The following is a 22,880-nucleotide window of genomic DNA, read 5'->3' as shown; positions in this document are numbered from 1 at the left end:
CGACACCGTCAGGCGGCGGTGGAGGCGGTCGCCGATGCCGCCGCGGCAGCGACGGCGAAGGCCGGCGGCGGCGGGCTGCCGGCCGACAGCGTCAGCACTTCGTAGCCGGTCTCGGTGACGAGCACCGTGTGCTCCCACTGGGCCGACAGCGAGCGGTCTTTCGTGACGATGGTCCAGCCGTCGCCGGCCTCGCGGATGTCGCGCCGTCCGGCATTGATCATCGGCTCGATCGTGAACACCATGCCCGGCACCAGCTCTTCGAGCGTGCCGGGGCGGCCGTAGTGCAGCACCTGCGGTTCTTCATGGAACTTGCGGCCGATGCCATGGCCGCAGAATTCGCGCACGATCGAGAAGCCGGCATTCTCGGCGAAGGTCTGGATCGAGTGGCCGATGTCGCCCAGGTGGATGCCGGGCCGGACCTTCACGATGCCCTTCCACATGGCGTCGTAGGTGATCTGGCACAGGCGGTTGGCGGCGATGGAGCCGTGGCCGACGACGAACATCCGGCTGGTGTCGCCGTGCCAGCCGTCCTTGATGACGGTGACGTCGATGTTGACGATGTCGCCCGCCTTCAGCGGCCGGTCGTTCGGGATGCCGTGGCAGACTTGGTGGTTGATCGACGTGCAGATCGATTTCGGGTAGGGCGTGTAGCCCGGCGGCGCGTAGTTCAGCGGGGCCGGAATGCCTTGCTGGACGTCGACGATGTGGTCGTGCGCCAGCTTGTCGAGCTGCTCGGTGGTGACGCCGGGCTTCACGTGCGGCGTGAGCATGTCCAGCACTTCGGAGGCGAGCCGCCCGGCGATGCGCATGCCGGCGACATCCTCGGCGTTCTTGATCGTGATCGTCATGGGGCGGAATTATTGCACCGACCCCCGTAAAATCCCGGGTTTCCACCGGCAGTCCCTGAACACGACCCGGTCTCCAGAACCCGAAGCTGGCCCCCCACCGTGACGTCCACACCCAAGCATCTGCTGCACTTCGAGGGCGGCAACGCCTTGTCCGCCTTCCGCGCCCAGGCCCTGCTGCCGCGGCTGCAGGCGATCAGCCCGCGCATCGCCGCCGTGCACGCCCGGCATGTTCACTGGGTGTGGAGCGACCAGCCGCTGCCGCGCGACGCCCATGACAAGCTCGCCGCGCTGCTCACCTATGGCGATGCCTACACCGGCCCGGCCGACGGCGCGCTGGTGCTGGTGGCGCCGCGCCTGGGCACCGTGTCGCCGTGGGCCAGCAAGGCCACCGACATCGCGCACAACTGCGGCCTGGCGATCCGGCGCGTCGAACGCGTGACGGAATACCGGCTGGTGCTGAAGACCGGCCTGGCCGGCCTGCTCGGCGCCGCGAAGCCGCTCGAGGCCGGCGAGCTGCAGCAGGCCGCCGCGGTGCTGCACGACCGCATGACCGAGAGCGTGCTGCTGCAGCGCGACGATGCCGCCCACCTGTTCGACGAGCAGGTCGGCAAGCCGATGGCGCATGTCGACGTGATCGGCCGCGGCCGCGCCGCGCTGGAAGCCGCCAACAAGGACTTCGGCCTCGCGCTCAGCGACGACGAGATCGACTACCTGGTCGCCGCCTTCGGCGGGCTGAAGCGCAACCCGACCGACGTCGAGCTGATGATGTTCGCGCAGGCCAACAGCGAGCACTGCCGGCACAAGATCTTCAACGCCGCCTTCACGATCGACGGCGTCGCGCAAGAGCGTTCGATGTTCGGGATGATCCGCAACACCCACCAGCTGGCGCCGCAGCACACGGTGGTGGCGTACAGCGACAACGCGTCGGTGATGGAAGGCGGCCCGACCGAGCGCTGGCTGCCGCAGGGGTACACCAACGCGCCGCTGTACGGCCCGCGCGAGGACACCGTGCACGTGCTGATGAAGGTCGAGACGCACAACCACCCGACGGCGATCTCGCCGTTCCCGGGCGCGTCGACCGGTGCCGGCGGCGAGATCCGCGACGAGGGCGCGACCGGCCGCGGCTCGAAGCCCAAGGCCGGCCTGACCGGCTTCAGCGTCTCGAACCTGCACCTGCCTGGTACGAACGAGCCGTGGGAGCAGTCGCCCTACGGCAAGCCGGAGCACATCGCGAGCCCGCTGCAGATCATGGTCGACGGCCCGCTCGGCGGCGCCGCGTTCAACAACGAATTCGGCCGGCCCAACCTCGCCGGCTACTTCCGCGTCTACGAGCAGACGGTGGACGGCCAGCGCCGCGGCTACCACAAGCCGATCATGATCGCCGGCGGCCTGGGCAGCATCTCCGACAGCCAGACGCACAAGGTGAAATTCCCGGCCGGCACGCTGCTGGTGCAGCTGGGCGGCCCCGGCATGCGCATCGGCATGGGCGGCAGCGCGGCCAGTTCGATGGCGGCCGGCGCCAACGCGGCCGAGCTCGACTTCGATTCGGTGCAGCGCGGCAACCCCGAGATCGAACGGCGTGCGCAGGAGGTCATCAACCACTGCTGGGCGCTCGGCGAATCGAACCCGATCCTCGCGATCCACGATGTGGGCGCGGGCGGCATCTCGAACGCCTTCCCCGAGCTGGTCGACGGCGCCGGCCTCGGCGCGCGCTTCGACCTGAGCCAGGTGCCGCTCGAAGAGAGCGGCTTGGCGCCGAAGGAGATCTGGTGCAACGAGAGCCAGGAGCGCTACGTGATGGCGGTGTCGCCTGACGCGTTGCCGATCTTCCGCGCGATGTGCGAGCGCGAGCGCTGCCCGTTCGCGGTGGTCGGCGTGACCACCGAGGCGAAGCAGCTGGTGCTCGACCACTCGGCCGCCGACACCGACCCGCAGCAGCGCCCGATCGACATGCCGATGGAGGTGCTGCTCGGCAAGCCGCCGAAGATGCACCGCGACGTGAAGCGCGTCGCGCGCACGCTGCCGGCGCTGCAGCTGACCGACGTGTCGCTCGACAAGGTGGCCTTCGACGTGCTGCGCCATCCGACGGTGGCGAGCAAGCGCTTCCTGATCACGATCGGCGACCGCACCGTCGGCGGCCTGAACCACCGCGACCCGATGGTCGGCCCGTGGCAGGTGCCGGTGGCCGACTGCGCGGTGACGCTGGCCGATTTCCGCGGCTTCCGCGGCGAGGCGATGAGCCTGGGCGAGCGCACGCCGCTCGCGACGCTCGATGCGCCGGCCTCCGGCCGCATGGCGGTCGGCGAGGCCATCACCAACCTGCTGGCCGCGCCGATCGAGCTCGAACGCGTCAAGCTCAGCTGCAACTGGATGGCCGCCTGCGGCGAACCGGGCGAAGACGCGGCGCTGTACGACACCGTGAAGGCGGTCGGCATGGAGCTGTGCCCGGCGCTCGGCATCAGCGTGCCGGTCGGCAAGGACAGCCTGTCGATGCGCACCCGCTGGAGCGACGGCGGCGAAGCCAGGCAGGTCACCGCACCGGTGTCGCTGATCGTCACCGCGTTCGCGACGCTGGCCGACGTGCGCGGCACGCTGACGCCGCAGTTGCAGCCCGGCGACACGACGCTGCTGCTGATCGACCTGGGCCAGGGCAGGAACCGCATGGCCGGCTCGATGCTCGCGCAGGTGCTGGACCAGTTCGGCGACGAGGTGCCCGACCTCGACGACCCGGCGCTGCTGAAGTCGCTGGTCGCCGCGATCAACCAGCTGCGCGGCCAGGGCAGGCTGCTGGCCTACCACGACCGCAGCGACGGCGGCCTGTGGGCGGCGGCCTGCGAGATGGCCTTCGCCGGCCATCGCGGCCTGAGCCTGAACGTCGACATGCTGGTCACCGAAGGCGACGGCATCGCCGACAGCCGCGCCGACCATGGCGACTCGAAGAACTGGGCCGGGCAGGTCGGCGCGCGCCGCACCGAGCTGACGCTGAAGGCCTTGTTCAACGAAGAGCTGGGCGCCGTGATCCAGGTGCCGACCGCGTTGCGCGACGAGGTGATGCAGGTGCTGCGCGAGCACGGCCTGGCCAGGCACAGCCATGCGATCGGCAAGACCAACGAGCGCGGCGTCGTCGAGGTCTGGCGCGATGCGAAGGCGGTGTTCAGCGCGCCGCTGCGCGACCTGCACCAGGCCTGGGACGAGGTCAGCTGGCGCATCGCCCGGCTGCGCGACAACCCGGCCTGCGCCGATGCCGAGCACCAGGCCGCCGGCCGCGTCGACGACACCGGGCTGCACCTGCAGCTGAGCTTCGACCCGGCGGCGCCGGTCGCGCCGTACGTCAACACCGCGCGCCCGAAGGTGGCGATCCTGCGCGAGCAGGGCGTCAACAGCCACCTCGAGATGAGCTACTCGATGGCGCAGGCCGGCTTCGACACCTTCGACGTGCACATGAGCGACCTGCAGACCGGCCGCGCACGCTTCGACCAGTTCCAGGGCTTCGTCGCCTGCGGCGGCTTCAGCTACGGCGACACGCTCGGCGCCGGCGAAGGCTGGGCCCGTTCGGTGATGTTCAACCCGGTGCTGGCCGAGCAGTTCGCCGCCTTCTTCGGGCGCAGCGACACCTTCGCGCTCGGCGTATGCAACGGTTGCCAGATGATGGCAGCGCTGTCGCCGATGATTCCCGGCGCGCAGGACTGGCCGAAGTTCACCCGCAACCGCAGCGAGCAGTTCGAGGGCCGGCTGGCGCAGGTCGAGGTGCTGGACAGCCCGTCGATCTTCTTCGGCGGCATGGCCGGCAGCCGGCTGCCGATCGCGGTGGCGCACGGCGAAGGCTTTGCCGATTTCTCGCAGCGCGGCGACGCGGCCAAGGTGAAGCGCGCGATGCGCTTCGTCGACGCCGCCGGCCGGCCGACCGAGGCCTACCCGGCGAACCCGAACGGCAGCCCCGACGGCCTGACCGCGGTGACCACCGACGACGGCCGCTTCACGGTGCTGATGCCGCACCCGGAGCGGGTGTTCCGCAACGTGTTGATGAGCTGGACGTCGGGCGACATCGGCGCCCCCAGCCCGTGGATGCGGATGTTCCACAACGCCAGGAAGTGGATTGACTGAACACGTCCAGGAACAGGGCCAGGGAGAAATGCGATGCACAGCAAACCGGTTCGCTACCTCGTGTTGATCGACGCCGCCGGCGCGTCGGTGGCGCGGCTGTTCGATGAACAGCTGCACCAGCTCAACGAGATCGACGGCGGCTCCGAAGAGGTCGCGGTGATGCTGCGCGGCCTGGCGCCGGCGCATTCGGCTGGCGACCCGGCGTGGGCGCAGGCGCTGCGCGGCCACAGCGCCGCCGAACGTGCCGCCGCGCGCGTCTACACGCTCGACGTCTGAGAAGCTGCCATGCCCCATTGCATCCTCGAGTGCACGAAGGCGGTCGCGGCCCAGGTGCCGGTCGACCGGATGATGCGCGCCGTGCACGACGCCGCGCTCGCGAGCGAGCTGTTCACCGTCGGCGACGTGAAGATCCGCGTGCTGGTGCACGAGCACAGCCTGGTCGGCGGCATCAACGCCGATTTCGTCCACGTCTTCGCCTACGTGCTGACCGGCCGCAGCGAGGCCGAGCGCAAGACGCTGTCGGCCGGCATCGTGCGCGGGCTGGCGGCGCTGGTGCCGGCGGTGCAGGCCGTGTCGTGCGACGTGCGCGAAATGGACCGCGCGACCTTCAGCAACCGGCGCAACGCCGGCATCGACGCCTGAGGCGATCGAATTCCTGCGGCAAACCCTGCGCCGCGCGCGTCGCGGCTTCCGATAGCATCGCGGGACCATGGCCCACCACACCGTCCGCTCGCTGCTCGTCGACCTGTCGACCCCGATCGAGCGGCGCTGGGCGGGCGGCGATGCCTTCCTGACGGCGTTCTTCAATGCGCTGTCGATGAGCTTTCCGGTCGGCGAGCAGTTCTTCATCGATGCGGTGCGGACGGCCGCGAAGGCCTTGCCGGCCGATGTGCAGGCCGGCTTCGCCGACGAGGTGCAGGGCTTCGTCGGGCAGGAGGCGACGCACCGGCGCATCCACGGGCTGTTCAACGGCCAGCTCGAAGCGCAGGGCCACCGCAACACCTGGGGCCCGCGGGCGGCGCGCCGCATTGCGCGCTTCGAAGGCGGCGACCCGCGCCATGCGCTGGCGGTGACGGCCGGCTACGAGCACTTCACCGCGATCATGGCGGCGTGGATGCTGCAGCACCCCGAGGTGCTCGACGGCGCCGAGCCGCGGCTGCGCACGATGTGGATGTGGCATGCGGCCGAGGAGACCGAGCACCGCAGCACCGCGTTCGACGTCTACCGCGCCGGCGGCGGCGACCAGCGCTGGCGCATCCGCTGGTTCCGCGTCGTCACGTTCTTCTTCGTCACCGACGTGATCCGCCAGACGCTGCGCAACCTGTGGCACGACGGCGCGCTGCTGCAGGGCCGCACCTGGCGCAGCGCGTGGCGGCTGTTGTTCGCGCGCGGTGGCCTGGTGCGCGAGACGTTCCGGCCGTGGCGGGCGTACTTCCGACCCGGTTTCCATCCGCAGCAGCAGGACGAGCCGCGCGCCGAGGCCTGGCTGCGCGACAACGCGGCGCAGTTCCGCGAGGTGTAGGTGTTGGCTCCCCAGTCGCTTTGCTCCTGCCTTGCAGGCCGCGCTGGGCCAGAGGCCCAGCCCCTCGCCAGGCACGAACAGTCCTCAGGACTGTTCATGTCCGGGCTCGGCCCCCAAGGGGCGCCTCCCAGCGGCCCGGCGGAGCCGGTTCCGCGGGCGTTGCTTGATCCGAACCGATGTCTTGCTTCGGTCTTCAGCACGGTCTGACCTGCACCGACACACCGCCCAATACCGCATTGCCCGACAACGGATCCCGCAACGCATCGTCCAGCACCGCATTGAGGTTGGCGCCGGGCCGCTCGGCGGCCACCGCGAGGCGAGCCCCCGGCAACGCGTGGCCCCAGCCGTGCGGCAGGCTGATCACGCCGGGCATCATCTCGTCGCTGACCTCCACCTGCACCTCGATGGACTGGTCTTCTGCACGCGAGACCCGCGCCTGTCCGCCATGCTGCAGCCCCCAGCGCGCCGCATCGTGCGGATGAACCAGCGCCGTGCAGCGGAACGGGCCTTTCGCGAGCGTCGGCAGGTTGTGCATCCAGCTGTTGTTCGAGCGCACCTGGCGGCGGCCGATGATCACCGCGTCACCGGTGGACGGCCCTGCATCGGCGGCCACGCGCCGCAGGTCGTCGAGCAAGCTCGATGGCGCGAGCTCGATGCAGCCTGACGGCGTGCGCAGCAGCTCGGGCACGCGCGGCGCGAGCGGGCCGAGGTCGACGCCGTGCGGCGCGGCCTTCAGCGCGTCGAGCGTCAGGCCCTCGGGCCGACGGCCGAAGCCGTCGCCGAACGGCCCGCTGCGCAGCGCCAGGTCGAGCAGCCGCTCGGGGCCGCGGTGGTGCGACACCGCCTGCATCACCGCATCGGCCTGGTCGCCGGCCAGCTTGCGCACGTCCTCGGCCACCAGCGCATCGTCCAGCGCGCCGATGTCGGCCTGCGCGCCGCGCCCCTGCAGCAGCGCGGCCAGCCGCAGCAGCGTTTCCCATTCGGCCGGCGTGCCCGCCGGCGGCGGCAGCACCGCCGGGCTGTAGCGCGCGTGGTTGCGCACGCTGAACTGCGGGAACGCGACGTCGTAGTGCGTGTCCTCCAGCGGCGACAGCCCCGGCAGGATCACGTCGGCATGGCGGGTCGTCTCGTTCAGGTAGATGTCCAGGCTCAGCATGAAGTCGAGCCGCTCCAGCGCCTTCGCCAGCCGCGGCCCGTTCGGCGCCGACAGCACCGGGTTGCTCGCGATCGTGATCAGCGCCTTCACCTGGCCGTCGCCCGGGGTCTCGATCTCTTCGGCGAGGCAGGTCATCGGCAGCTCGCCATACACCTCGGGCGCGCCGCTGACACGGCTGCTGTGCCGCCCGGTCACGATGCCGCGCCCGCGCCCCGGCGTGCCGGCGGTGTTGGCCGCGAAGGCCGCCGCCTGCGGAAACATCGCACCGCCCGGCTCGTCGAGGTGGCCGGTCAGGATGTTCAGCACGTCGATCAGCCACGAGCAGGTGGTGCCGTAGGCCTGCACGCAGGTGCCGAGCCGGCCGTAGACGCAGCCGCGCCCGGCCACGGCGAGCTGGCGCGCGAGGCCGCGAACAGTGTCCGCATCGATGCCGCAGCGTGCGGCCATCGCGTCGGCGCCGAAGGGCTGCACCGCGTCGCGCAGCGCATCCAGCCCTGCCAGATGCGGCTGCAGGCGGCCGAGCTTCACCAGTCCCTCGGCGAACAAGGTGTGCACCATGCCGAGCAGCAGGAAGACGTCGCTGCCCGGGCGGATGAAGTGGTGCGCATCGGCGAGCGCTGCCGTCTCGGTGCGCCGCGGGTCGATCACCACCAGCCGGCCGCCGCGCGCCTTCATCGCTTTCGCCTTGCCGCGGAAATCCGGCACGGTCCACAGGCTGCCGTTGCTCGCCATCGGGTTCGCGCCGAGCACCAGCAGGAAGTCGCTGCGCTCGATGTCGGGCACCGCCATCGACAGCCAGTGGCCGTACATCAGCCCGTTCGACAGCTGCTTGGGCATCTGGTCGAGCGTCGACGCCGAAAAGAAATTGCGCGTGCCCAGCGCCTTCAGCAGCCGCGGCATGTACAGCAGCAGCCCCATCTTGTGCGCCGACGGGTTGCCCAGCGACAGCGCGACGCAGTCCTTGCCGTGCGCCTCGCGCAGCGGCAGCAGGCGGCGCTCGATCTCGGCAAAGGCCTCGTCCCAGCTGGCCTCGACGAAGCGCGCCCCGCGCCGGATCAGCGGCGTGCGCAGCCGGTCCGGATCGTCGTGCAGGTCCTTCAGTGCGACGCCCTTCGGGCACAGGAAGCCGGCGCTGAACACATCGGCCGCGTCGCCGCGGATGGTGCCGATGCGGCCGGCCTCGTCGACCTGCACCTCGAGGCCGCAGCAGGCCTCGCACAACGGGCAGATGCGCAGTGCAGTTCGTGGGCTCATCGTCGTCTCCTGTGCGGTCGGGGCCGCGGCGTCGTGCCGGTCCCCGTTTATCCGCCCGTCGGGCCGGTTTGTCCGTCACCGAGGCGACGCAGCAGCTGCGCCGTTTCGGCGTCGGCCGGGAAGAAGGTCTCCAGCGCCAGCTCCGACAGCGTGATGTCGACCGGCGTGCCGAACACCGTGGTCGTGCTGATGAACGACAGCACGCCGAGCGAGCTGCGGATCTGCAGCGGCACGGCCACCGCGCTCCAGTCCGCACCGCCCGGCGGGCTGTCGTCGCCGGGGTAGCCCTGCAGTTCGTCGAGCAGCGCGGCCAGCACCGGGTCGCCGCTGGCCAGCACCTGCGTGCGCAGCCGCGCGAACAGGTGCGTGCGCCAGGCGTTCAGGTTGACGATCTTCGGTGCTGCGCCTTGCGGGTGCAGGCTCAGCCGCAGCACGTTGACCGGCGGTTCGAGCAACTGCGGCGCGATGCCGTCGAGCAACAGCAGCATCGGCCGGTTGTGCGCCAGCAGGTTCCAGTGCCGGTCGACGGCCAGCGCCGGGTGGGGTTCATGCGCCCGCAGCACCAGCTCGACGGCGTCGCGCGCGGCCTTCAGCGCCGGGTCGTCCAGCGTGCGCTCGCGGTACAGCGGTGCGAAGCCGGCGGCCGTCAGCAACGCGTTGCGCTCGCGCAGCGGCACGTCGAGCGCCTCGGCCAGGTGCAGCACCATCGCGCGGCTCGGTGCCGCGCGGCCGGTCTCGACGTAGCTCAGGTGGCGTGTGGAGATGTCGGCACCGGTGGCCAGGTCGAGCTGGCTCAGGCGCCGGCGTTGGCGCCATTCGCGCAGCAGCGATCCCACTGGCACCGCGCTCATGCCATTGTCGCCTTGCGCTCGACGATCCGCGGCAGCCGCACCACCGCGCGCAGGCCGTGCGGCTGCACCGCCTGCAGCTCGACGGTGCCGGTGTGCCGCTCGACGATCTCCTTGACGATCGCGAGCCCCAGCCCACAGCCGTTGCCTTCGTGCGTCGCGCGGGCGAAGCGCTCGAACACCCGCTCGCGGTCGGCCTCGGCGATGCCCGGGCCGTTGTCCTCGACCTCCAGCACCGCCTGGCTGTCCTGCGCCGACAACCGCACCGTCACGACGCTGCCGTCTCCGGCATAGCGGATCGCGTTGTCGACCAGGTTCAGCAGCGACTCGCGCAGCAGCAGCGCATTGCCGTGGATCTCGATCGGCTTCTCGTCGCCATCGTCCAGCCCGAGGTCGACGCCCGCGTGCCGGCCGCGCGGCACCAGCTCGGCCGTCACCTCGCTCGCGAGGCGCCGCAGGTCGACGCGGGTGCGGCCCTGCGCGGCCACCGACTCCGGCTCGGCGCGCGCCAGCGTCAGCAGCTGGTTGATCAGGTGGGCGCTGCGCGTCGCGCTCTCGTGCACCCGGCGCAGCCGCGCCTGCAGCGCGGGGTTGTCGGTTTCGGTCAGCGCGAGTTCGGTCTGGCTCTTCAGCCCCGCCAGCGGCGTGCGCAGCTGGTGCGCCGCATCGCTGATGAACCGCTTCTGCACCGACACGTTCTCGTGCACCTGGGCCAGCAGGCTGTTCAGCGCCTTCACCAGCGCGCGCACTTCCTCGGGCGCGGCTTCGAGCTTGATCGGCGCCAGGTCGTTCGGCGCGCGGTCCTCGACCTCGGCGCGCAGCCGCGCCAGCGGCGCGAGGCCGGTGCGGATGCCGCCCCAGACGATCACCGACATCAGCGCCACCAGCCCCGACAGCGGCAGCGCGGTGTCGACCAGGATCTGGCGCGCGAGTTCTTCGCCGCTGGCACGGCTGCGCGCCACCTGCACCAGCATGCGCTGCGGCGCGTTCTCGTCGCCGAACGACAGGTACATCGCCGCGACGCGGATGCCCAGCTGCTTCGTCTTCTCCTGGGGAGTCCGCTCCTTCATGCTGCCGTTGTAGAAATAGGTCTCGCCCAGCCGCGCATCGGTGACCGGCGGCGGCGGCAGCTTGTTGTTGCCGAGGATGAACTCGCCCGGCGGCGTGCTGACCATGTAATACACCCGGTCGTCCGGGTCGGCCTCGATGATGTCCTGCGCGGCCTTCGGGAAATCGATGAACAGCCCGTTGCCGATCGGCTTGACCTGGCGGGCGAGCGAGCGGGTGGCGGTCTTCAGCGCGGCGTCGATCGCGCGGTTGGCATAGCGGTCGGCGACGTTGTAGGTGACGTAGGCAGCGGCCAGCCACAGCACCAGCTGCGGCAGCAGCAGCCACAGCAGCAGGTGGCGGTGCAGCGAGCGGGTGCCCGGCGTCACGCCGGGCATGCGGCGCAGGGCCAGCTTGAACGGGGAGAGCATCGACGCCGGGCCGTTCCAGTCAGGCCGCTTCGGCTTCCAGCAGGTAGCCCAGGCCTCGCACCGTGCGGATCGCGAGACCCGACCCGTCGAGCTTGCGCCGCAGCCGGTGGATGTAGACCTCGATCGAGCCGGCGTTCGCATCGCCGCGGTCCACCGCCCAGGCCTCGGCGATCTGCTCCTTCGTCACCACCTTGTCACGTTGCGTGAGCAGCAGGTCCATCAGCATCCATTCGCGCGGCGACAGCTCCATCGCCTCGTTGTCGATCGCGGCGCGGCGGGTGTCGCGGTCGAAGCTCAGGCGCCCCATCTCCTGCGCCGACGCGGCAGCCGCGCTGCGGGTGCGGCGCAGCAGTGCGCGGATGCGAGCCTCCAGTTCGGGGAAGTCGAAGGGCTTGGTCAGGTAGTCGTCGGCGCCGGCGTTCAGCCCGGCGACGCGGTGGTCGAGGCCGTCGAGCGCGGTCAGCACCAGCATCGGCAGCGTCGGCCGGGCGGCGCGCACACGCTTCAGCACCGTCAGGCCGTCGACCAGCGGCAGCCCCAGGTCGAGCACGCCGAGGTCGAACTGCTGGCGCAGCAGCAGGTACTCGGCGACGGCGCCGTTCGGGGCCACGTCGACCTCGAAGCCGGCCAGCGCCAGGTTGGCGCTGAGGGCATCGGCAAGGATGGCGTCGTCTTCGGCGAGCAGCAACTTCATGGGCGAAGCTTACCGACTTCAGTGGCGAATCCGCATCGCCGGATACCCGAACGGCCCTGGCTGCTGGCACACTCAAGCGATCCTCGACTGCCCCGGTGGCCCGCATGCACGACCACGCTGCACTGATCCAACGCTTCTACGAAGGCTTCTGCCGCCGCGACTGGTCCGCGATGGCCGGCTGCTACCACCGCGAGATCCACTTCAGCGACCCGGTGTTCGACCTGCACGGCCCCGACGCCGGGATGATGTGGCGCATGCTCTGCACCAACGGACGCGACCTGCGGCTCGAGTACACCGGCATCCAGGCCGACGACCGCCAGGGCTCGGCGCACTGGGAGGCGAGCTACACGTTCTCCGCGACCGGGCGCAAGGTGCTGAACATCATCGATGCGAGCTTCGAGTTCCGCGACGGGCTGATCGTGCGGCACGTCGACCAGTTCGATTTCTGGGCCTGGTCGCGGCAGGCCCTGGGGGCACCGGGGTGGGCACTGGGCTGGTCCGGCTTGCTGCAGAACAAGATCAAGGCGAAGGCGGCGTTCAACCTCGCGCAGTTCAAGGCGAAGAACCCCTCGTAGCCCGGATGCCGATCCGGGAGGCGGTTCACGCCATCCCGCCGTTGATCGAGATCACCTGCCCGGTGATGTAGCCGGCCTCGTCGCCCGCCAGAAACCCCACCAGCGCCGCCACCTCGTCGGCCTTGCCGGCCCGTTTGGCCGGCACCAGTTGCGCGATCGTCTTGTCGTCGAAGGCCTGTGCCGCCATCGGCGACGCGATGATGCCCGGCGCGACCGCGTTCACCGTGATGCCGCGGCTCGCCAGCTCCAGCGACAAGGCCTTGGTCGCGCTGTTCAACGCGCCCTTGGCTGCCGCGTAGTTCGTCTGCCCGCGGTTGCCCATCACGCCGGCCACCGACGAGATGTTGATCACCCGGCCCCAGCGCGTGCGGATCATCGGCATCACCAGCGGCTGCGTCACGTTGAAGAAGCCGTGCAGCGACACGTCGATCACGCGGTGCCATTGCTCGTCGCGCATCGCGGGAAACACCGCGTCGTCATGCAACCCGGCGTTGTTGACGACCACCTGGATCGCGCTGGCCTCGGCCAGCGGCAGCAGCACCGCGTCGCAGGCCGCGCGGTCGGTCACGTCGAAGCAGACCGCTTCGGCCGAGCCGCCGGCGGCCTTCAGCTGCAGCGCCAGCAGCTCGACCGCATCGGGCCGCGAGTTGGCATGCAGGATCACGTGGAAGCCGTCGCGCGCCAGCCGGCGTGCGATCGCGCTGCCGATCTCGCCGCTCGCGCCGGTGACCAGCGCGCGCCGCAGGGCAGGGGTGTCGCTCATGAGGGGTCTCCTGGTGTCGATCCTGAGGCGAGCACCGGGTTCAGCACGACCGCGGCCCGCCCGTCGGCCACCGGCTCGCCGGCATGCTGCACGCGGAACGCATAGAGCAGCTGGTGCGTATCGCCGGCGACCCGCTCGGCCACCACCTCCAGCGCGCCGGGCAGGTCGTGCAGGTGCAGCCGGTGGCAGTGCACGCCGCGCGCGCTCGCGAGGAAGCCGGGCGACGGCGACGCGCCGGTCGACTGCGCGAGCAACGCGCCATGCAAGGCCATCGCCTGCGCGGCGTATTCGATGGCGTTCGTCGCGAGCAGGCCCGACGCGGTGCGCAGCGGATGGCCGGCGGCGCGGTGGCCGGTGGCGCGGCAGCGGATGGTCCGCGCGTCCCAGGCCAGCAGCCCGTCGAGCAGGCACATCGACCCGGCATGCGGAATCAGCGCCGCGATGCCGGGCTGGTCGAGCAGCAGGGCGTCGTCGCTCACAGGAGTACCTTCGTGCTGCGCACTGCGGTATTCGCCCTTGGGGCGGCCCGGCGAGCTCATGGCTGCGACACGTCCACGCGCAACGACAGGCCGGTCTGGCAGTCGAGCACCACATGGCCCGCGACGCCGCGGGCGATCAGTTCGAGCAGCGGCAGCGCGCGCGCCGCGGGAATCTGCTGGCGCAGCGCTTCGAGCCCGGCGTCGCTGCAGGGCGTGGACGCCTGCGGCGGCTGCGCGGCGAGGGTCAGCCGCGCGAGCGCGCCATTGCCCGGCGGCTGCAGCACCAGCGCGACGCCGAGGCTGTCCGGCAGCGGCCGTGTCGCGTTCAGCGGCTCGGGGTAGGGCGTGTCGCTCGCGACCAGCAGCACCGGCTGCGCTTGCACCGGCGCCTGCCCATGCAACTGCCCGGCCGCTTCGATCAGCCCGGCCGCGAAGCTGGTGTCGAAGCCGCACAGGCTGGTCGACGCGGCGCGGCCGGTGACCGCGATGTGCCAGTAGCCGGCGGCAGCGTTGTGCACCGAGTTCGTGAAGCGCGTCGGCGACACCAGCCGGTCGCTGCCGGCCAGCGCCTCGCACAGCGCATGGCAGTTCGCGCCGTCGCCGCTCGACGACGCGAATACCGTGGCCGCCAGTGCCGGGTCGATGCCGCCGCGCCGGCAGGCCTCGTCGGCCACCGCCAGCGCGATCTTGATCGCGGCCCCGGCGCGGCGGCGCTCGGCGGCCGGCAGGCGCGCCGGTGGCGGCACCGCGGTCGGCGTGCGCGCATAGGCCAGTTGGCCGCCCAGCACCTGCGCACCTTGCGCCCAGTCCGCCAGACCGGGGCCGCACAGCCCGATGCCCTGCACGAAGAGCGTGGCCATCAGGCGGCTCCGAGCACGAGGCTGGCGTTCGAGCCGCCGAAGCCGAACGAATTGCTCAGCACGCGGCGCAGCGGTGCGGCGCGGCTGTGGTCGACGTAGTTCGACTGCAGCTCGGCATCCGGCTGCCGGCGGTTCAGCCCGCCCGGCAGCAGGCCGTGCTGCAGCGCCAGCAGGCTCAGCACCGCCTCGACACCGCCGGCCGCGCCCAGCGTGTGGCCGGTCGCGCCCTTGGTCGAGCTGCAGGGCGTGGCCGGGCCGAACACCGTCTGCACCGCGCGGTCTTCGGCCGCGTCGTTGTTGTGCGTCGCGGTGCCGTGCAGGTTGATGTAGTCGATGTCGCCCGGCTGCAGGCCGGCTCCGGCCAGCGCCTGCTGCATCGCGGCGACCGCGCCGCCGCCGTCGGGCAGCGGCGAGCTCATGTGGAAGCCGTCGCTGCTTTCCCCGACGCCGAGCAGCCAGCCCTGCGGCTCGGCCATGCCGGCCGACCGGCGCTCCAGCAGCGCGAACGCCGCGGCCTCGCCGAGCGACAGCCCGTTGCGACCGGCGTCCCAGGGCCGGCAGATCTGCGGCGACAGCAGCTCCAGCGAGTTGAAGCCGTACAGCGTCGTCAGGCACAGGCTGTCGACGCCGCCGACCACCGCCGCGTCGATCCAGCCGAGGTCCATCAGGCGCGCCGCGGCCGCGAACACCTTGGCGCTGGACGAGCAGGCGGTCGACACCACCCACTGCGGCCCGTCGAGCTGCAGCGCGAGCGCGACGAAGCGCGCCAGCGAGCCGGTGTTGTGCGTCTCGGCGTAATGGAAGTCGGCCGGCAGCGCGCCATCCGGCCCGCGCCGGCGGTAGGCATGCTCGGTTTGCAGGATGCCGGAGGTGCTGCTGCCGAGCAGCACCGCGACCCGTTGCGCGCCATGGCGCTCGCGCGCCGCACGCACCGCGGCCCGGAAGCCGTTCTGTTGCAGCCCGAGCCAGGCGAGGCGGTGGTTGCGGCAGTCGTAGGCTTCCAGCTCGGCCGGCAGCGCGATCGCATCGACGCCGGCGACCTCGCCGACGTGGCAGTTCAGCGCGACGTCCTCGAAGCGGCATGGCGCAAGCCCGCTGCGGCCGTCTCGCAACGCCTGCAGGTGGGTCTCGTTGCCGGCCCCGAGCGCGCTCGTGACCGTCATGCGGGTGATCGCGACCGGCTTCATGTGGCGGGCGAGGTGTTGATCGGCGCGACCTGCGGCCGCGCGGTGCAGGCATCGTCCAGCCGCACGAAGCGCAGCCCGGCCTGCCGTGCGTGCGCGATCAGCGCGGGCAGCACGTCGAGCACCACCGGCCGGCCGTCGGGCGAGCTCGCGCAGTGGCCGTCGTGCAGCAGCAGGACATCGCCGCCTCGCAGGCCGCGCGTCAGCCGCGCCAGCACGCGCTGCGCATCGCCGTCGCGGGTGTCGAAGCCGCGCCGCGTCCAGCTGGCCAGCCGCAGCCCCGCGCGGTGCAGCAGCGGGCCGAGGAACACGTTGCGCAACCCGGCCGGCGCGCGGAACAGCGTCGGCCGCTCGCCGGTCGCGTCGTGCAGGAACGCTTGCGCCTGCTGCAGTTCACGCGCGATGCGGCGCGGGCCGAACACCGAGAACGCATGCGGATGCCGCCAGCTGTGGTTCTGCACGCCGTGGCCGCGCCGCACGATGTCGCGCAGCAAGCCGGGGTGGGCCGCGGCGCGCTCGCCGATCACGAAGAAGGTGGCCTGCACGCCGGCCGCGTCGAGCAGCGCCAGCACCTGCGGGGTCAGCACCGGGTCGGGCCCGTCGTCCAGCGTCAGCGCGATCTCGCCGCGTGCGGCGGCCTCGGCCGGCAGCCGCGTCAGGTTCTCGCCCAGCCAGTTCGAGCGCGGCCACAGCCCGAGCAGCGTGATCGCGAGGTGGTTCAGAACGACGGCGCCGACCGCCCACGGCCACGCGGCGGGCGTGCGCAGCACCGCGAGCAGCGCCACCAGGTGCAGGCCGGCGCTGAGCAGCAGGAAGACGGGGACGGGCCAGGTCGTCACGCGGAGCGTTGGCGGGGGCGTCGAACGGGGGAGCGACGTTGAATGCTGCGCAGGCGTCATCGATTTTGGGGGCGAGGAGCTATGCCGCCAGCAGGGGAAATCAGGGCCCGGATTGTCCCACACCGCCCGGGCGGCGGGCCCAGCTGGCCGACAGCAGCAGGCACAGCGCGGTGCCCGGTGCGACCACCTCGCCGAGCGCGACCAGCAGCGGCACGCTGGAGCTGCACAGCAGCGCGAACGACGCGACGATGGTCAGGTTGGCGAGCAGCAGCGAAGCCAGCGTCTCGGCATCGGCCTCGCGCGCATCCTGCTGCGCCAGCTGGTCGAAGAACAGCGCGTAGTTGGAGCCGACCGCCACCACGAGCAGCAGCCCGACCAGGTGCAGCACGCCGAGCGCGACGCCGGCGAGCGTCAGCCCGGCCAGCACCAGCACCACGCTGGCCGCGAGCGGCAGCGCGACGCGCCACAGCCGGCGCAGCGAGCGCAGCCCGGCGTACAGGATCAGCAGCACCGCCAGTGCGCCGAGCGCGCTTTGCCAGAAGGCCTCGCGCAGGTAGCGGGCGTACAGCGCATCGAGCTCGGGCTGGATCTCGACGACGCGGGTGTCCGGCAGCCCCTGCATCGCGTCGCGCAGCCGCGCCGCGGGCAACGCCTGCGTGCCGGCGCGCAGGCTCAGCAGCACGGTCCACGGCCGGCCCTGTGCCGCCGGCAGCAGTTGCGCCTGCAACGCGGTCGTGAGCGGCGTGCCGTCGTAGTCGGCGCGGGTCAACGGCCTGGCCTGGCGCTGCGCCTGCACGTCGGCGATGAAGGGCTCGAGCCGGTCGGCCGGCAGCAGGCCGTCGACGGTCGCGAGCTTCAGCCGGGCGCGCAGCGTGTCGGCATCGGGCAGCGCGGCCCGGCGGGCGGCCTGCGTCGCCGCGGCCGGCAGCAGCCGGGTCGGCGATTCGTAGCCGGCGAGCAGGCCGGCGGCCACCAGCGGGTCGAGCCGAGCGCTCGCCTGTTCGGCGCGCTGCAGCGCGGTCGCTTCGTCGGGCGCCTCGATCGCGACCAGCGTGCCCAGTTCGGCCGCGCCCAGGTCGGCGCGCAGCGAGGCGTCGAGCGTCAGCGCCTTTGCCGAGACCGGGCTCAGGTGCGTGAGCTGGCCGCGCCAGGCGCTCGGGAGGCACAGCAGCAGCGCCAGCGCCGCGGCTCCGAGGCCGCCCCAGAACCAGCGCAGCCGCGGCAGCGCGGTCGCCATCCGCGCGGTGGCCTGGCCGAGGCGCATCCGAAGGCCCAGGCCGGGCGCGCCGTCGGGCGCGAGGTCGACCAGCAGGTAGCGGGTGGTCAGCGCCGCGGCCAGCAGCCCGGCGACCGAGAACACGCCGAGCTGGGCCAGCCCGCCGAAGCCGGAGAACACCAGCGCCGAGAAGCCGGCCAGCGAAGTCAGCAGGCCCCAGCGCACCGTCGGCCAGTTGTGCTGCCGCCAATGCAGCGCGCCGGCGCCGGGCGCGCTGCCGGCGGCCGGGCGTGCCTGCACCAGGTAGTAGATCGCGTAGTCGACCGCCTCGCCGATCAGCGTGGTGCCGAAGCCGAGCGTCATGCCGTGCACCTGGCCGAAGCCGAGGCTCACCGCGACGGTGCCGGCCAGCACGCCGCTGGCCACCGGCAGCAGCGCGACGCCGAGCGCCTTCAGCGAACCGAACGCGAGCAGCAGCAGCGCGAGCACGATCGCGCCGTCCCACAGCGCGAGCCGTTCGACCTCGGCCTTGATCAGCGTGCGCGACTGCACGCCGAGCACGCCGGCGCCGGACAGGTCGAGCGACAGCCCGCGCGCGGCCCACGGCTCGAAGGCCCGGTGCAGCGCCTCGATGGCCCGCGCCTGGCCGTCGAGGTCGGAGCCGCCGGCGCGCGTGATCGCGACCAGCAGCGCGCGCGGCTGGCTGCGCGACACCCACACGCCGGCCTCGACGCGCGGCCCGCCCGACGGCAGCAGCGTCTCGGCCAGCCGCGCCATCTCGCCGGTCGGGTCGCGCCACAGCAGCGGCTTGATCCACGCGCCGGCCGGCGTGCCGAGCATCGCGGTGGTGTCGGCGATGCCGTCGCGCAGGCCGTCGACGCTGAAGCGCTGCGCATCGACCGCCGGGCTCAGCAGGTAGCGGTGACCCATCAGCAGTTCGCCGACCGCCTTCGGCGCGCCCAGGGCGTCGCCGTTGTTGACGCTGTCGAATTCGCCACCGGCACGCAGCGCGGCCGCAAGGCCGCGCGAGGCTTCGCCGCGCAAGGCTGCGTCGCCGCCGCGCACGCCGACCAGCATCACGCGTGCGGTGACGCCATGGCGAAGCTGCTCGAGCAGCACGCGCTGCTCGGCACTCGGCGACGACGGCAGGAAGGCCGACAGGTCGGCGACGTAGGTGGCGCGCGTCGCGAGCCAGGCGCCGAGCAGCATCGCCGCCAGCCACACCCAGGCCGCCGGCCGGCGCAACCCCTGAAGCTTCATGGCGCCCGGCTCTCGACGATCTTCATCGTCGAGCGGTCGCCGCCGGCGAGCTGCACCTGCACCTCGGTCAGCGCGGCACGCACGCCGCTCACCGTGACGCGCGCGACCTGCTCGCGCAGCAGCGGTTCGCGCGGCACCATCTCGAGCGTCCACTGGTCGAGGCTGCCGCTGAACTGCAGCGTGAAATGGCGGTCGAGCAGCTCGCGGTTGCCGGTCAGCGTGCCGCGCACCGCCTCGACCAGCACCTGCGCTTCGGGCACGGTATCCAGCGGCACGCTGCGGCTGCGGCTGCCCTGGCTCATCGTCAGCGTGTTGCCGGCCACGGCCAGGCGCTCGCGGCGCGGCTTCAGCGTTTCGCGCACGAAGGTGTCGGGCGCCGCGAAGCTGAGCCGGCCGGACGATTCCAGCGTGCGCGTCATGTCCTGCAGCGTGACCTGGCGCTGTTCGGTGAACGTGGCCTCGCCCGATTTCACCGCGGCCAGCAGCGGCAGCAGGCTGCCCAGGTCGGCGGGCGCGGCGCCCGCGGCGGTGCTCACGAGTGCCAGCAACATCCAGACGAGCCTGCGCACGGGGGTCATGGTTTCCAGAAGTCGTAGAAGTTGAACCAGTTGAACGGATGCTCGCGGCACAGCGATTCCAGCATGCCCACATAGCGGTGTTGCGCCTCGGCGATGGCCGCATCCTGCGCCTCGCGGCCGGCCGGCCGCTCGCTCAGGTCGGCCAGCGGCATGAAGCGCAGTTCGTAGCGGTTGCCGCCGAGGTACAGCCCGGTCATGAAGACGACCGGCCGGCGCAGCAGCGCGGCGAGGCGGAACGGGCCGTCGGAGAAGGTGGCCTCGTCGCCGAGGAAGGGCAGCCGGTGGCTGACCGAGCGCGCCGACGCGGCGCCGGGCAGGCTGCGGTCGCCGAGCAGGCCGGCGACCCCGCCGTCGTCGAGCCAGCGGCGCAGCTGCAGCATCGACTCGAGGTGGCCGAGCGCGATGATGTGCAGCGGCGTGTCCGGTGCGATCGCCTTCAGCGTGGCATTGATCATCCGCGCATTCTCTTCGTACATCACCATCGCGACGCGCAAGCCTGCGCGCGACTGGCCGAGCGCGCGCATCACCTCGAAGCTGCCGAGGTGCGCGCCGATCAGCAGCGCGCCCTGGCCGCGCGCGAGCACCGCGTCGAGGTGCCCGGTGCCTTCGATGCGGATGTCGAAGCCGTCGAAGCGCTGCTGCAGCAGGTAGACGCGGTCGAGCACGGTCGACGCGAAGGCGTGCAGGTGGCGCAGCCGCTCGCCGAACGACGGCGCGCGGCCCAGCACGCGCCGCAGGTACTGCGTCGATGCACGCGACGGCGCGCCGCCGAACAGCAGGAAGTACAGCGCGATCGGGCCGAGCAGCAGCCGCGCGACCGGGCGGCCGAGGCCGACCGCGATGCGGCGCATCAGCGCCAGCGCCCACAGGTTGCTGCGCTCGCGCTGGCTCGTCCAGGAGCTGTCGGCAGGCGTCATCGGGGCGCGGCCGGCAGGTCGAAATGGCCGCTGGCGCGGCGCTGCGCCTGTCCGTCGACGACCTGGCCGACCTCGAAGCGCAGCCGTGTCGACGCGGCGTCGACCGCGTCCCATTCGATGCGCAGCTCGGCATCGGGGCCGACCGGCGCGACGAACTTGACCGCGCCGACCTGCAGCGGCGCCAGCGTGCCGCCGTGCGCCAGGATCGCCTCGACGACCTCGGCCAGCAGCAGCACGCCCGGCACGATCGGCCGGCCGGGGAAGTGCCCCGCAAAGGCCGGGTGCGAGGCCGGGATGCGAACGGTGGCGACAGGCATGCGGGTCAGGGCTGGAGGTGCTCGGCCGCGAGCGCGGCCAGCCGCTGCGCCGGCAGCTTGCCGGTGGCGTCGCGCGGCAGCGACGGCAGCAGCACGATGCGCCGCGGCAGCAGCACCGGGTCGAGCCGCAGCCGCAGCGCGGCCAGCAGCGCCTCGCGCGTCAGCGTGTCGGTGACGACGAAGGCCACCGGGCGTGCGATGCCCTCGACCGTGTCGGCCGGCGGCAGCCAGAACGCACCGTCGCGCACGCCGTCGATGCCGTTGAGCTGGAAGTTCAGGTGCGACAGCGAACTGCGCTTGCCGGCGACGTTGATCAGGTCATTGCTGCGGCCGAGCAGCCGGAAACGCGTCGGCGACAGCACCTCCAGCACGTCGGCCAGCCGCACCGGTTCGGGCACGTGGCCGCCGCTGACGATGCTGTCGGCGCCGTCGCCCGCCAGCCGCACGCCGTCGTAGGTGAGCCAGTCGGCGCCGTCGGTGGTGCGGCGCGTCGCGACCTGGCCGGCCTCGGTGCAGCCGTAGATCTCGATCAGCGGCGCCTGCCACGCGGCCTCGGCGCGCGCGGCCATCTGCGGCGACAGCGGCGCGGTGGCCGACAGCACCAGGTCGAGCGGCGGCAGCGCGACGCCGGCGTCGAGCAGCGTCTTCAGGTGGAACGGCGTGGTCACCAGCACCCGCGGCCGCGGCAGCTGCGCCAGCCCTTCGGCGATGTCGGCCGGCAGCAGCGGCCTCTCGGCGGCGAACGACGCGCCACCGAGCATCGCCAGCAGCACCGTCGATTCGAAGCCGTACATGTGGTGCGGCGGCACGGTGCCCAGCAGGCTGACGCCGGCGAGGCTGTCGCGGCCCAGGTGGTGGGCGATGCGCGCTGCTTCGGCGCGGAGGTTCTCGACCAGCAGGTCCCAGCGCTTGGCATGGCGGGTCGGCTGGCCGGTGGAGCCGGAGGTCAGCACCTGCGCGACGACGGTGTCGGGCGCGAAGCAGGGCGTGTCGGCGACGCTGTCGGCGCGGCCCGGGGCGACGTCGTCGAAGCGCAGCGACGGCAGCGCGTGCGGGCCGGCGCCGGCTTCGAGCAGGCCGTGCGTGCGCGGGAACAGGCCGAGCAGGCGCTCGACCATGTCCGGCGTGTGGTTCGGCGGCATCAGGTTGAACTGGCCGCGCTGCATCGCCGCGCCGAGCGACAGCGCGAAGCGGTAGCGGTCGTTGCAGACGGCGAGCACCGCGTCGCCGTCGGGCAGCCGTCGTGCCAGCGCGTCGACGTCGGCCAGGTACTGGCGGCGGCTGATCGGCCGGCCGGCGCGCCAGGCGAGCGGCGCATCGAGCGGCGCGCCGGCGAGAAGTGGCAACGCAGGGGGGGCGTTCATCGCGGCGTGTCGGCGCTGGCGCGGTAGGCGCGCACAGCGTCGAGGAAGGCGACGCGTTCGAATTCGGGGTGCAGCCGGTAGCGCAGCAGGTACTCGACGACGAACATCGCGACCAGCGAGACCGGCGTCAGCACGTTGGCGAACAGCGACCACGCGGCGATCGGCGCGAAGGCGAACAGCAGGAAGGAGGTGCCGGCGATCGCGACGAAGTAGATCGTCCAGGCCAGCGTGACGTGGCGCGTGTAGACCACCATCGTCGGCTGCATCGGGTCGTGCAGACGGCGTGCGAGCTGGGTGATGAAGGGCTCCAGGCCGCCGCGCAGCGTGCGGCCGAACCACCACGCGAGCCCCAGGTGGATGCCGGCATGCTGGGCCAGGTACAGCCACGAGACCGGCAGCCGCGAGCCGTTCAGCAGCACCGCGACGGCGCCGGTCGCCAGCCCGAGCGCGACCAGCCGGTGCCCCGCATGCCACAGCCCCCACAGCGTGGCGCCGACCATCGGCCCGAGCAAGGTGAGCAGCGCCAGCACCGAGCCGGCATCGCGGCTCACGAGGTGGTGCGCCAGCAGCGCATACGCCCCGAGGCCGACGGCGGCCAGACCCCAGCGGGCGCAGGAGTTCATC

At 72.2% G+C, this 22,880-nt stretch carries 21 protein-coding genes; 5 read left to right on the top strand and 16 right to left on the bottom strand.

Annotation, left to right across the window (positions count from 1 at the left end):
• Nucleotides 1-8: 8 nt before the first annotated feature.
• Nucleotides 9-848, bottom strand: a complete 840-nt coding sequence (gene map / locus FHT26_RS02805) for a type I methionyl aminopeptidase (protein ID WP_168558628.1) — start codon at nucleotides 846-848, stop codon at nucleotides 9-11.
• Nucleotides 849-947: 99 nt separating this feature from the next.
• Here map and purL point away from each other — a divergent pair, with 99 nt between their 5' ends.
• From purL to FHT26_RS02785, 4 genes are all read left to right on the top strand, one after another.
• The gene (gene purL, locus FHT26_RS02800) at nucleotides 948-4,952 is read left to right on the top strand and encodes a phosphoribosylformylglycinamidine synthase (RefSeq protein ID WP_168558627.1); all 4,005 of its coding nucleotides are present in this window, start codon (nucleotides 948-950) and stop codon (nucleotides 4,950-4,952) included.
• 33 nt (nucleotides 4,953-4,985) lie between these two features.
• Entirely contained in the window at nucleotides 4,986-5,228 is a 243-nt protein-coding gene (locus tag FHT26_RS02795) for a hypothetical protein (RefSeq protein WP_168558626.1), read from the top strand.
• A gap of 9 nt (nucleotides 5,229-5,237) precedes the next feature.
• The gene (locus tag FHT26_RS02790; RefSeq protein WP_168558625.1) at nucleotides 5,238-5,594 is read left to right on the top strand and encodes a 5-carboxymethyl-2-hydroxymuconate Delta-isomerase; all 357 of its coding nucleotides are present in this window, start codon (nucleotides 5,238-5,240) and stop codon (nucleotides 5,592-5,594) included.
• Between the two features lie 67 nt (nucleotides 5,595-5,661).
• On the top strand, nucleotides 5,662-6,474 hold the full coding sequence (locus tag FHT26_RS02785; protein WP_168558624.1) for a metal-dependent hydrolase: 813 nt from the start codon (nucleotides 5,662-5,664) through the stop codon (nucleotides 6,472-6,474).
• Nucleotides 6,475-6,667: 193 nt separating this feature from the next.
• On the opposite strand, the gene FHT26_RS02780 is transcribed toward FHT26_RS02785, so the two are convergent.
• From FHT26_RS02780 to FHT26_RS02765, 4 genes are read right to left on the bottom strand one after another with little or no spacing between them, the layout of a single operon-like run.
• Nucleotides 6,668-8,884, bottom strand: a complete 2,217-nt coding sequence (locus tag FHT26_RS02780) for a molybdopterin-dependent oxidoreductase (protein ID WP_168558623.1) — start codon at nucleotides 8,882-8,884, stop codon at nucleotides 6,668-6,670.
• Nucleotides 8,885-8,931: 47 nt separating this feature from the next.
• Nucleotides 8,932-9,735, bottom strand: a complete 804-nt coding sequence (locus tag FHT26_RS02775) for a helix-turn-helix domain-containing protein (RefSeq protein WP_168558622.1) — start codon at nucleotides 9,733-9,735, stop codon at nucleotides 8,932-8,934.
• Nucleotides 9,732-11,210 (bottom strand): sensor histidine kinase, encoded by a 1,479-nt coding sequence (locus FHT26_RS02770; RefSeq protein WP_168558621.1) that lies wholly within the window; start codon nucleotides 11,208-11,210, stop codon nucleotides 9,732-9,734. Before FHT26_RS02770 ends, FHT26_RS02775 begins: the two co-directional genes overlap by 4 nt.
• A gap of 19 nt (nucleotides 11,211-11,229) precedes the next feature.
• Nucleotides 11,230-11,904 carry a response regulator transcription factor gene (locus FHT26_RS02765; RefSeq protein ID WP_168558620.1) on the bottom strand — a complete coding sequence of 225 codons (675 nt, stop codon included), beginning with the start codon at nucleotides 11,902-11,904 and terminating at the stop codon, nucleotides 11,230-11,232.
• Between the two features lie 104 nt (nucleotides 11,905-12,008).
• On the opposite strand from FHT26_RS02765, the gene FHT26_RS02760 reads away from it, so the two are divergent.
• Nucleotides 12,009-12,479 (top strand): nuclear transport factor 2 family protein, encoded by a 471-nt coding sequence (locus FHT26_RS02760; RefSeq protein WP_168558619.1) that lies wholly within the window; start codon nucleotides 12,009-12,011, stop codon nucleotides 12,477-12,479.
• A gap of 25 nt (nucleotides 12,480-12,504) precedes the next feature.
• Here FHT26_RS02760 and fabG read toward each other — a convergent pair whose 3' ends face one another.
• The 11 genes from fabG to FHT26_RS02705 are packed head-to-tail and all read right to left on the bottom strand — an operon-like array spanning nucleotide 12,505 to nucleotide 22,879.
• Nucleotides 12,505-13,242, bottom strand: coding sequence for a 3-oxoacyl-ACP reductase FabG (gene fabG / locus FHT26_RS02755; RefSeq protein ID WP_210427210.1), 738 nt, complete (start codon nucleotides 13,240-13,242; stop codon nucleotides 12,505-12,507).
• Nucleotides 13,239-13,721 carry an ApeP family dehydratase gene (locus FHT26_RS02750; RefSeq protein ID WP_168558618.1) on the bottom strand — a complete coding sequence of 161 codons (483 nt, stop codon included), beginning with the start codon at nucleotides 13,719-13,721 and terminating at the stop codon, nucleotides 13,239-13,241. Before FHT26_RS02750 ends, fabG begins: the two co-directional genes overlap by 4 nt.
• Nucleotides 13,722-13,777: 56 nt before the next feature.
• Nucleotides 13,778-14,581: a beta-ketoacyl synthase chain length factor gene (locus FHT26_RS02745; RefSeq protein WP_210427209.1), complete on the bottom strand. Its 804-nt coding sequence runs from the start codon at nucleotides 14,579-14,581 to the stop codon at nucleotides 13,778-13,780.
• Nucleotides 14,581-15,768 carry a beta-ketoacyl-[acyl-carrier-protein] synthase family protein gene (locus FHT26_RS02740; protein ID WP_168558617.1) on the bottom strand — a complete coding sequence of 396 codons (1,188 nt, stop codon included), beginning with the start codon at nucleotides 15,766-15,768 and terminating at the stop codon, nucleotides 14,581-14,583. The genes FHT26_RS02745 and FHT26_RS02740 overlap by 1 nt, the downstream gene beginning before the upstream one ends.
• Nucleotides 15,765-16,664 (bottom strand): polysaccharide deacetylase family protein, encoded by a 900-nt coding sequence (locus FHT26_RS02735; protein WP_168558616.1) that lies wholly within the window; start codon nucleotides 16,662-16,664, stop codon nucleotides 15,765-15,767. Before FHT26_RS02735 ends, FHT26_RS02740 begins: the two co-directional genes overlap by 4 nt.
• A gap of 40 nt (nucleotides 16,665-16,704) precedes the next feature.
• Nucleotides 16,705-19,080, bottom strand: coding sequence for an MMPL family transporter (locus tag FHT26_RS02730; protein ID WP_168558615.1), 2,376 nt, complete (start codon nucleotides 19,078-19,080; stop codon nucleotides 16,705-16,707).
• The gene (locus FHT26_RS02725; protein WP_157604793.1) at nucleotides 19,077-19,631 is read right to left on the bottom strand and encodes a LolA family protein; all 555 of its coding nucleotides are present in this window, start codon (nucleotides 19,629-19,631) and stop codon (nucleotides 19,077-19,079) included. The genes FHT26_RS02730 and FHT26_RS02725 overlap by 4 nt, the downstream gene beginning before the upstream one ends.
• A gap of 23 nt (nucleotides 19,632-19,654) precedes the next feature.
• Complete coding sequence (locus tag FHT26_RS02720) at nucleotides 19,655-20,575, bottom strand: lysophospholipid acyltransferase family protein (RefSeq protein ID WP_168558614.1); 921 nt, start codon at nucleotides 20,573-20,575, stop codon at nucleotides 19,655-19,657.
• Nucleotides 20,572-20,892, bottom strand: a complete 321-nt coding sequence (locus tag FHT26_RS02715) for an ApeI family dehydratase (protein ID WP_168558613.1) — start codon at nucleotides 20,890-20,892, stop codon at nucleotides 20,572-20,574. The genes FHT26_RS02720 and FHT26_RS02715 overlap by 4 nt, the downstream gene beginning before the upstream one ends.
• 5 nt (nucleotides 20,893-20,897) lie before the next feature.
• Nucleotides 20,898-22,256, bottom strand: a complete 1,359-nt coding sequence (locus tag FHT26_RS02710) for an AMP-binding protein (protein WP_168558612.1) — start codon at nucleotides 22,254-22,256, stop codon at nucleotides 20,898-20,900.
• Nucleotides 22,253-22,879, bottom strand: coding sequence for a COG4648 family protein (locus tag FHT26_RS02705; RefSeq protein WP_168558611.1), 627 nt, complete (start codon nucleotides 22,877-22,879; stop codon nucleotides 22,253-22,255). The genes FHT26_RS02710 and FHT26_RS02705 overlap by 4 nt, the downstream gene beginning before the upstream one ends.
• Nucleotide 22,880: the final 1 nt, after the last annotated feature.

The organism is Rhizobacter sp. SG703, assembly GCF_012275445.1.
Lineage (GTDB): Bacteria > Pseudomonadota > Gammaproteobacteria > Burkholderiales > Burkholderiaceae_C > Rhizobacter.
The sequence above is the reverse complement of the archived record's forward strand: the minus strand, read 5'-3'. Positions and strand labels throughout refer to the sequence as shown.

Coding starts and splice junctions, on each gene's coding strand:
- map (WP_168558628.1), bottom strand. CDS start 848: ATGACGATCACGATCAAGAACGCCGAGGATGTCGCCGGCATGCGCATC.
- FHT26_RS02795 (WP_168558626.1), top strand. CDS start 4,986: ATGCACAGCAAACCGGTTCGCTACCTCGTGTTGATCGACGCCGCCGGC.
- FHT26_RS02790 (WP_168558625.1), top strand. CDS start 5,238: ATGCCCCATTGCATCCTCGAGTGCACGAAGGCGGTCGCGGCCCAGGTG.
- FHT26_RS02785 (WP_168558624.1), top strand. CDS start 5,662: ATGGCCCACCACACCGTCCGCTCGCTGCTCGTCGACCTGTCGACCCCG.
- FHT26_RS02780 (WP_168558623.1), bottom strand. CDS start 8,884: ATGAGCCCACGAACTGCACTGCGCATCTGCCCGTTGTGCGAGGCCTGC.
- FHT26_RS02775 (WP_168558622.1), bottom strand. CDS start 9,735: ATGAGCGCGGTGCCAGTGGGATCGCTGCTGCGCGAATGGCGCCAACGC.
- FHT26_RS02770 (WP_168558621.1), bottom strand. CDS start 11,210: ATGCTCTCCCCGTTCAAGCTGGCCCTGCGCCGCATGCCCGGCGTGACG.
- FHT26_RS02765 (WP_168558620.1), bottom strand. CDS start 11,904: ATGAAGTTGCTGCTCGCCGAAGACGACGCCATCCTTGCCGATGCCCTC.
- FHT26_RS02760 (WP_168558619.1), top strand. CDS start 12,009: ATGCACGACCACGCTGCACTGATCCAACGCTTCTACGAAGGCTTCTGC.
- fabG (WP_210427210.1), bottom strand. CDS start 13,242: ATGAGCGACACCCCTGCCCTGCGGCGCGCGCTGGTCACCGGCGCGAGC.
- FHT26_RS02745 (WP_210427209.1), bottom strand. CDS start 14,581: ATGGCCACGCTCTTCGTGCAGGGCATCGGGCTGTGCGGCCCCGGTCTG.
- FHT26_RS02740 (WP_168558617.1), bottom strand. CDS start 15,768: ATGAAGCCGGTCGCGATCACCCGCATGACGGTCACGAGCGCGCTCGGG.
- FHT26_RS02735 (WP_168558616.1), bottom strand. CDS start 16,664: ATGACGCCTGCGCAGCATTCAACGTCGCTCCCCCGTTCGACGCCCCCG.
- FHT26_RS02730 (WP_168558615.1), bottom strand. CDS start 19,080: ATGAAGCTTCAGGGGTTGCGCCGGCCGGCGGCCTGGGTGTGGCTGGCG.
- FHT26_RS02725 (WP_157604793.1), bottom strand. CDS start 19,631: ATGTTGCTGGCACTCGTGAGCACCGCCGCGGGCGCCGCGCCCGCCGAC.
- FHT26_RS02720 (WP_168558614.1), bottom strand. CDS start 20,575: ATGACGCCTGCCGACAGCTCCTGGACGAGCCAGCGCGAGCGCAGCAAC.
- FHT26_RS02715 (WP_168558613.1), bottom strand. CDS start 20,892: ATGCCTGTCGCCACCGTTCGCATCCCGGCCTCGCACCCGGCCTTTGCG.
- FHT26_RS02710 (WP_168558612.1), bottom strand. CDS start 22,256: ATGAACGCCCCCCCTGCGTTGCCACTTCTCGCCGGCGCGCCGCTCGAT.
- FHT26_RS02705 (WP_168558611.1), bottom strand. CDS start 22,879: ATGAACTCCTGCGCCCGCTGGGGTCTGGCCGCCGTCGGCCTCGGGGCG.